Here is a 7,926-nt window from a genome sequence, read left to right as displayed (position 1 = left end):
ACGTGACCGATTCGGCGCGGTTGGGCGTTGCGCGGTGTCGATTGTAGATTTCCTTGTCAGTTCTGGTCGAGTCCGGGCGCAAGGACGTTGGGTTTTGGGGATGCTTTTCTGAGCGACTCGCTGGTCAGCGTGATGTGGTGATGACGTTGCATGAGACGATCCAGCATCGCATCGGCGATGGTCTCGTCGCCAATCCAGCGGTGCCAGTGCTCGATCGGCAACTGGCTGGTGACGATGGACGCCTTGCCTGCTGCGCGGTCATCAATGATCTCGAGTAGATCGTTTCGAACCAACGCGTCAAGGGGCGCCATGCCCCAATCGTCACACGTGCCGGGCGCCGTTTGTTGCCGGAGGAACGTTCTGAGGGGGTAACGCCGAGCGAGGCCTTCAGCTGGCGCGGGTGCGCGAAGCGTGAGAGATCGCCTAGCTCGGCGAGCATGCCCATGGCCGTAGTGAGCTGCCGCCCCGCATTGTCTGCAGGGCCAGCACGGCAGGATGGAAGCGCCAGTCGAGGACCGCCTCGCGCAGGGCGGCTTCGAGACGCTCGCATTGCGCGAGGCGGTCCTCAATCGTACGCCGAAGCTCGTCGAGCGCGAGTTGCTGCCAAAGATTGTCGAATGAAAACGCGCTTATCCAGCGACGGTGCGCGGCCCACCAGTCGGCACAGCCCAAATAGCGCACGTCGTGTGAGAGCAGGAAGGACTTAAGGCGTTGTCGCGCACACTTCATATCGTCTTTGGCGCTGACCCACGCACGTTCCAGATCACGGAACGCTTCATCGTCTACTGTGGGCACGTACACGGTCGCCAGGTCGCAAGTGCGGAGCAATCGCACGAGCTTGACGGCGTCGCGCCGGTCGGTCTTGACGCGCTCGCCGGGCCTTCTGGGATTCAGTGACGGTGCGCACACCATGCATTCAAAGCCCTTCCGCACGAGTTGACGGTAGAGCCCATAAGCGCACGGACCAGCCTCATAGACGACACGTATGCGGCGTGCTTTGGACTGCATGCGTTTGCACAGGCGATCGATGTCGGTCTGCGTCGTCCCGATCCTGCCAAGCAGTTCGACCTCGCCCGAACCGAGCGCGTAAGCGATCGTGATCGAGTCTTTGTGACCGTCCAGACCGACGTATAGCGTGATATCGTGTTCCATGCTGGCGTCCGTGCGGGAAATCGCGTCGACAACCTCACGGCAGGCCAGCCCTCCTAGCTCACGTGAAGTCATATTGACTAGGCAAACACGCTGGGTTGTGGAGCGGTCCCTCTCGTGGCTTCACAACTTCCGCCAACTGCGACACCTGCAAAAGTCATTCTGTTAACCCATCTAAGTGTTATTAATGTTTGACGTTTCCAAAATCGTCGCAGCGGGCCGGCTTCCGACGACGCTTCGTTCAGAATGCTTCGATTCAAGGCCTATTGAATCACAGTCGGATCGAACGTCGGAATTCGCGCGTGGCTACCTTCGCGCGTGCGCTAGCTCCGCGTGCGTCCGGCAGGGCGGCGCACCATGCTGTTATGGCGTCGATGGCAAGCGGCTCCCATTTGCGCACCCACGCACGCAGCACGGCGTGATTGCCTTCCTGTTCGCTGGCCATGCGAACAAGCTCGCTGGCCCAACGCCGATGCCGCTCGGTGTCAATGAGCTGCGCATCGGTAATAAGGCCGAGTAGGATATCGCCGTTTTGGCGCGCCGTGACGCCGAGGCCGCGCAATACGGTCTCTTCCACAGCCGGGCGTACGACGAGGTTTAGCGCGACAAAGCATTCAGCCCAGTCCCACGCGGTGAGTGCTTGTTCGACGAGTTTGCGCCAGCCCTGCCAAGGCGGGTCCAGTTCCCAGCGGCGCCGCTCATCGCAACCGAAGCCCAGGTCCGCAAAAGTCAGGGACAGTTCTTTGGTGCGATACGCGGTGTGCGTGAGCCAGCGCAGAGAGTCAGCGGTCTGGTATGCGGCACAGTTGGAGATCGTGGAAGCGGGGGCCATCTGGGCCAGATAAGCTGAGCCCATCTGCAGCGCATGAAACAGGAAACGCGCGGGGGTATATACGCGTGCGAGCGAGGCTGCCCATGGCCGGGCGAGTCGGGCGTCGTGACCGCGCGTGGAGAACTGGTCGAGGAGACCATATACGTAAGTTTCCTGACCATCCTGCAGCAGGTTATAAGTCCGATAGACGATCTCGTCGGGATCACGAAATGCGTTCCAGTCGGGATGTCGCAGCGGCGAGGCGTTCCGGTTGCGCTTGAACCATTGCGCCATTTCGAAGTTTGGGTCCAGTTCGAAGGGGGCGTCAGGGTTGTCGGTGGTATAGTGCAAGTTCGTCGAGACGATCTCATACTCGCTTGGCTTGCGCCGCCGCGCGGCTAGATGGCTCCACGTTTTCAGTGGCTTGAGGACTTCGGGCTGGGTCATGCTCGTCTCCGGTTAAAGCGTTTTCTCGTAGTAAAACCGCACGTAGCCTTCAGTTGTTTCGATGCGGCCTGAAAACGAGCTGAGGCTGACTTCCAGCTCGGACATCATGAACGGTCGACCAAGCGTTTCCTCAAGCGTGGAGCGGCGCAGGATCAGTTCGCCGTCCGTGTCGATGCGCACATACGCGAGTTTGTCGTCCACGCGGATCGTCTTGCCGGGGTTGTCTTCGTGCGCGGCTTCAATGACGCCTGCCGTAATGCTGTCCGCACGAAGCACAGGACCCACGCGGTTGTTGCGGTAAGCCAAGGCGGTGGTTTCGATGGTCATGATCGGTTCTCTGTGACGTTCAGGAATGGGCAAAGGGGGTTTCAACGCTGCCCACCGCAACGAGAACGTCTTCATCCTCGATCTTCGCGGGGTATTCGCGAAGCCGGGAGCCGACAGGATTGATCCCTTTGCCGGTATTCACGTCAAAGGTCCATTGATGCGCGCGGCACATCAGCACGCGGCCGTCGAACTTTCCTTCCACGAGTGGAATCGCCTGATGCGGACAAGCGCCCCGAAAGGCGCGCGGCTCGCCGCCTTCTGAGTTCACCACCACAATCACGTGGCCATCCACCTCCGCTTCGATCATCTCGCCTGCCCAAAGGTCGTCGAGCGTGCAGACTTTCTGGTACTTCATTTCGACCTCATTCGTCGCAAAAGATGAATTCGAGTGTTTCCATCGGCTTTATATCCGTCTCGCCGAGCTTTGCCTTGCGCGCGTAGAACTGCCCCGCGCCCTGGCGCCGCACGCGCACAACCTTGTCAGGCCGTGGGGCGACGCGCCGGCCCACCGAATGGAACGCGGCGGCGGCCGCAACTTCATCCATCGTATTGCCGGTATCCACCGGCAATAGCTGCAATACGAAGTCGTATTGAAAATTCGAAATCACATGGAAGAGTGCCATGTCGTCCTTTTTTGCGTGGCAGCCTCAGGCGGCTTGTTTGTTGTCACTGGTACCTCGGTAAGATTCGACCCAGGCATACTGGTGCGCGTCGTCGCCCATTTCGCCCGGCGCGAGCCCCATGTAGTTCAACGCGCCCAACAGATCGGGTGGCTGGATATGACCGGCGAGGAAGCGATCCACGAGCGTGAGGTGATCGCGGTAACGAACTGGGTCCTGCTGGAAGACCCAGCGGTCAATTTCCGAATTGAAGTGATACGTGCGGCCGTTATGGTCGAGAGGGTAGTCCTTCACGTTCCAGCCATCTCCTGGAATGGCGCAAATGGGCAACTGGCTCATGTTGCAGAGGACAGGTAGCGTATCGGGCATCGTAAGTTCCCGGCGGCCGAGGAGCAGGTTTTCGATAATGACGTCCCATACCTTGCCGAACGAGTTGTTCCAGCCGGGATATTTTTCTTCCAGCCAGTCGCGGCATTCGGGCGTCACGCCAGCTGCGGGGTCCCACCAAACCGTGGGACGCCAAAACCAGATGCCTAGTTGATAGGCGTGGTGCTGGTAATCGAATTCATTGATCATCTGGTCCCAGTACCAGGGCAAATCCAGGCCGAGATCGATGAGTGTCCGCTCAAACTGACTGACGATCCACTCGCGCGCGAATTCCTTGAACGAATGCTTGCGGTGCTCGATCGGCGTGGCGTAGTCCATCGACGATCCCGTGAGCAGACAGAACAGGCGCCATGCCCGTGCGATTGCGATATCCACGAGCTTCTGGGCCTCCGTCTTACGGCCGTTTGCAAGCAAAATGTGCAGCGCCGGGCCGCCGATTTGCGCATGCCGCGATTCGTCCGTTTGAATGCTGGAGATGAGGCTTGCGAAAGTGAAATCGCCGACGTCGACTGCGTCGGCTGCCAGGCCGAGGAACTGTACATTGGTGAAGCCCGTTTCGAGCGCGAAGGTGAGCATAACCGCGATCTCGATCGCGCTGCGGGACATAAAAAGGTCGTCAAATGTGCTGCGGGCTGCAATTGCACCCCACTGGTTCGTGTGATAGGCCTTGTGCGCCCAGTCAAACTGCCTGTCCTTTGCACAGTAGTCGTGAGGGAAGTAGAGCTGCAACTGCCCGTGACGGTTTTCGTCGAGCATGCCGAAGGTGGCCATGTTGCGCATCCCTGGTGCACGGCCGAAGCGAACCATGCGTGCTTCGGCGCTCATTGCCGCATACTCGCCGAGTGCGATGGCGCCGTAATGCGCTTTAAGGATGGAAAGCCAGCCCGGATCGGTATCCTCGAAGCCGCGGCTGCAATTCAGGGCTGCCTTCACTGAATAGACACCAGCGTCTTTTTCGCGCTGGATACGCACGTACTCGGGATACGACGTCTTGTACGGCTCGTCGTAGCTCTCCCAGTGGACTATTCGTATACCTTGTGCACCAGACATGATGTCGGGAAAGAGATCCGAATCCGACACGTAGGACGGGGTCCAATTGGTGGCGCGGGCGATGTCGTACCAGTCGACGCGTTCCAATAACGTCATAGTCAAGTCTCCTTCGTAAGTCGCGATTTGGTCTGCCGGAGCACTATGGCATCCGCCGGGCGGCTTATCAGAGCAAAATCAGTGCCAATGTGCGGACCTTCTTTGCATTGACGAAAAAGAAGTCTCGGGAAAGGGAGATCGAAGATATACGAGCGCCCGTTGCGGGGGGCGATCCGAATGTGCTAGTCCGTTGAACCGGGTGAATTGCACCGGATTCGCCGCGATGGATCGGAGTACTTCCATTTCAATGGGAGCGCTTGCTTGTTGTATTGACGGATGTACCGCGTGAGCTCTTTGTCGAGATGCTTGGTGCTGGTGAATACGCCACGCGCAATAACGTCGCGCTGGATGCGGGCAAACCAGTTCTCCACCTGATTCAGCCATGACGAATACGTGGGCGTGTAATGTATCGAGACTCTCGGATGGTCAGCCAGAAATGTTCGAACAGCATCGGTTTTGTGGCTGCTCACGTTGTCACAGATTACGTGAATCTCTTTTCCGCGCGGCTGGGCCGATACCATCTCGGTGAGGAACGCAACGAACTGGGCGCTGGTATGGCGCGGCGCGGTTTTGCCCAGCACCTCACCAGTGGCGACATTCAATGCGGCGAACAGGCTCAGGGTTCCATTGCGTTTGTATTCGAAGCCATGGCTCTCAGCGCGCCCGGGCGACAGCGGCAACATCCGGTCCTTGCGACCGAGCGCCTGGATGGCTGTCTTCTCGTCCACGCAGAACACCACCGCGTGCAACGGCGGATTGAGGTACAGCCCGATCACATCGGCGGCCTTGGTCTCAAAGTCAGGATCGTTCGACACCATGTGCGTATCCAGACGATGTGGCCGAATGTCGTGCTTGCGCCAGATACGTTGCACGGTCATGAAAGCCATACCGAGCTGTGCCGCCAGTTTGCGGCTGCTCCAGTGCGTCGAGCCGTCGGCCGGCTTACGCCGCAGCGTGTAGTCGAGTACTCTCGCTTCAAGGCCCGCCAGGTCAGGTCGCGGCGCCCGGCCTGGATGTCTGCCGTACAGGCCAGCCAAACGGTCACGTGTGAAACGCGTTTGCCACGTTGTGATGAAACGCGAATCGCATCGCAACTCGGTCATGGTCGCCGCACGCGAGGCACCTTCGTCAAGCAGCAGGATCAACCGCGCACGCCTTACCTGGCCAACGGCCATGGTGCGGCTGCGCTGCATCGACATCAGCTCTTCGCGCTCGGTTTCACTCAGATTCATTTTGCCCATGCACCATTAGATCAGTGCAATTTCAATGGTTCAATGGACTAGTTTCCACGCGCAAGGAGTTCGACAAACAGCAACGCGGGCAAGCGCGAAAGCTGCCGCGTGACACAAGGCCGCGGTACCAGGTTGTATTTCGCGAGGCCGAATCCACTCGGCATTAACTGAGAGTGCGTTGCGGGTCCTTCTCGTCTCGGGATGGTTCTGTCTGCCGGCATAACCACAGACCCCAGTCCCCGATCCTTGATTCCCAATGAGATAGCGCGTCAGCCGCAACCTGAAGGCACTAGTCGGGAATGTCTGGATTGTCAGATAGATAACGCGCACTGTAGCACTGCTCCATCAAAAACTCGGACAACGTTAAAGCGAACTGCCGCGGTCAACTGGTTCCGGGGAAGAAGTGTTCTTTCGGTGACGGTGTAGCCTTGTAGGCGGCGGGCAACAGGAGAGCCAGCGTGGAGTGCAAGCGCCGGAATTTCAAAAAGACGAATACTGTTAGGGACGGCCTGCAAAAGTCCTGGCGTTGAAGTCTGGTTGTCCTATCCTGGAAGAACGCCAGTTAAAGGAGTTCCGCGATGACACAGCTCGGTCTTGGCCTGGATCTTTCAACGAAACGCACGCGCAAGCGGGAATTTCTCGATGAGATGAGGCGCGTTGTGCCATGGTCGAGGTTGATTGCGTTGATCGAACCGCACTATCCGAAGGGTAAGACTGGAAGGCCGCCGTTTTCCGGTTGCGACGATGTTGCAGATTCACTTCATGCAGCAGTTATATGGACGCCTCCCGTTTGCCAAGGGCCAGCATCGATGCTGTCAAACATGATCAGGATGCGGTTTTATATCCGGCCTGTTGTAGAGGCATGTGCCTGTTGGCCCTGATGGAATCCGCTGACCCGCGCCTCATTTGGTTCGTGGACTCGAAGTCCTCTGCTGCATGCAGGCTTGGCGTGTCACGGTCTGACCTGTTTGCCATCATTCGTTGTCGTACCTTGCGCAACCGTTGATAAGGAAATGTACGTTGTTTGGGGCTATTTAAGCGAGTGTCGACTTACTGACAAACTCCCGTTGATACTTTCGCTCATGGGCCAGTAGTGCCCAGATCGTACGGGCCATCTTGTTGGCCAGTGCAACAATCGCGACATTCTGTGGTCGGCGTTGCGCCAGTTTCGTTGCCCAGGTGGGAGGCTCTTTGCTATGGGTGAGTACCGATCGCGCGCCGTGGATCAGCAAAGTTCGCAAGTAAGTGTCGCCATGCTTGCTGATGCCTAGCAATCGCAGCCGGCCGCCCGTTCCACTCTGCCGGGGGACGAGACCCAGCCATGCCGCTAGTTCGCGGCCGGATTTATCGATGGCAAGCTCTGGTCGAATCCGGCGGCCAGATGGAACGGGATCGTACAGCTCAACCCAGTGATTCGGGGTTGGGCCATGTATCACCGTCATGTGGTCTCTAAAGCTCATTTTACGTCGGTAGATGCTCACATCTGGCGCCTCTTGTGGAAGTGGGCGATGCGTCGGCATCCCACGAAAGGCACGGGCTGGGTGAAAAACAAATACTTCCGCGTAGAGGGGAACCGTACTTGGGCGTTTACTACCCGGTCACAAGCCCACGGGATAACCCGGCTGTTTCGGGCTGCGGCGGTTCCGATTGTCCGTCACGTGAAAATACGTGGCCAGGCCAATCCGTTTGACCCTGCGTGGTCGTCTTACTTTGCCCGCCGTCGAACCACGACTGACGATTGATTGCGCGGTACCGACGCTGGTGCTGGTGAATGGCTTGAGCCGGATGCGGGGCGACTCGCACGTCC

8 protein-coding genes and 4 pseudogenes are annotated in these 7,926 nt (G+C 58.5%); 2 read left to right on the top strand and 10 right to left on the bottom strand.

Annotated elements, in window-relative coordinates; translation table 11 throughout:
• Positions 1 to 56: 56 nt before the first annotated feature.
• The 8 genes and pseudogenes from BMI01S_RS39995 to BMI01S_RS35060 all read right to left on the bottom strand — a co-directional run bounded on the left by BMI01S_RS39995 (position 57) and on the right by BMI01S_RS35060 (position 6,128).
• Positions 57 to 311, bottom strand: coding sequence for an ATP-binding protein (locus BMI01S_RS39995; protein ID WP_244145496.1), 255 nt, complete (start codon positions 309 to 311; stop codon positions 57 to 59).
• A gap of 8 nt (positions 312 to 319) precedes the next feature.
• Positions 320 to 1,152, bottom strand: a pseudogene (locus tag BMI01S_RS35090) (IS110 family RNA-guided transposase); the annotation flags it as partial.
• A gap of 268 nt (positions 1,153 to 1,420) precedes the next feature.
• A complete protein-coding gene (locus BMI01S_RS35085; RefSeq protein WP_028232923.1) occupies positions 1,421 to 2,407 on the bottom strand; it encodes an aromatic/alkene monooxygenase hydroxylase subunit beta in 987 nt (328 codons plus the stop codon).
• Between the two features lie 12 nt (positions 2,408 to 2,419).
• A complete protein-coding gene (locus BMI01S_RS35080; protein WP_028215368.1) occupies positions 2,420 to 2,734 on the bottom strand; it encodes an MmoB/DmpM family protein in 315 nt (104 codons plus the stop codon).
• Positions 2,735 to 2,753: 19 nt separating this feature from the next.
• Positions 2,754 to 3,089: a Rieske 2Fe-2S domain-containing protein gene (locus BMI01S_RS35075; RefSeq protein ID WP_028232922.1), complete on the bottom strand. Its 336-nt coding sequence runs from the start codon at positions 3,087 to 3,089 to the stop codon at positions 2,754 to 2,756.
• Positions 3,090 to 3,096: 7 nt separating this feature from the next.
• Positions 3,097 to 3,357: a toluene-4-monooxygenase system B family protein gene (locus tag BMI01S_RS35070; RefSeq protein WP_028215366.1), complete on the bottom strand. Its 261-nt coding sequence runs from the start codon at positions 3,355 to 3,357 to the stop codon at positions 3,097 to 3,099.
• Between the two features lie 24 nt (positions 3,358 to 3,381).
• Entirely contained in the window at positions 3,382 to 4,887 is a 1,506-nt protein-coding gene (locus tag BMI01S_RS35065; RefSeq protein WP_028232921.1) for a ferritin family protein, read from the bottom strand.
• A gap of 182 nt (positions 4,888 to 5,069) precedes the next feature.
• Positions 5,070 to 6,128, bottom strand: a complete 1,059-nt coding sequence (locus tag BMI01S_RS35060) for an IS630 family transposase (protein ID WP_028232920.1) — start codon at positions 6,126 to 6,128, stop codon at positions 5,070 to 5,072.
• 569 nt (positions 6,129 to 6,697) lie between these two features.
• On the opposite strand from BMI01S_RS35060, the pseudogene BMI01S_RS42470 reads away from it, so the two are divergent.
• Positions 6,698 to 6,899: pseudogene (locus BMI01S_RS42470) on the top strand (IS5/IS1182 family transposase); the annotation flags it as partial.
• Positions 6,900 to 7,153: 254 nt separating this feature from the next.
• On the opposite strand, the pseudogene BMI01S_RS39985 reads toward BMI01S_RS42470, so the two are convergent.
• Positions 7,154 to 7,465: pseudogene (locus BMI01S_RS39985) on the bottom strand (transposase); the annotation flags it as partial.
• Between the two features lie 81 nt (positions 7,466 to 7,546).
• Between BMI01S_RS39985 and BMI01S_RS43545 the strand changes: the two are divergent.
• Positions 7,547 to 7,618: pseudogene (locus tag BMI01S_RS43545) on the top strand (hypothetical protein); the annotation flags it as partial.
• Positions 7,619 to 7,717: 99 nt separating this feature from the next.
• Here BMI01S_RS43545 and BMI01S_RS43540 read toward each other — a convergent pair.
• The coding region (locus tag BMI01S_RS43540) for a hypothetical protein (protein WP_255217847.1) at positions 7,718 to 7,926 on the bottom strand (209 nt) is incomplete at its 5' end.

This window comes from Paraburkholderia mimosarum LMG 23256 = NBRC 106338 (genome assembly GCF_000739815.1).
Taxonomy (GTDB): domain Bacteria; phylum Pseudomonadota; class Gammaproteobacteria; order Burkholderiales; family Burkholderiaceae; genus Paraburkholderia; species Paraburkholderia mimosarum.
This window is presented reverse-complemented; position numbering and strand designations above follow the sequence as displayed.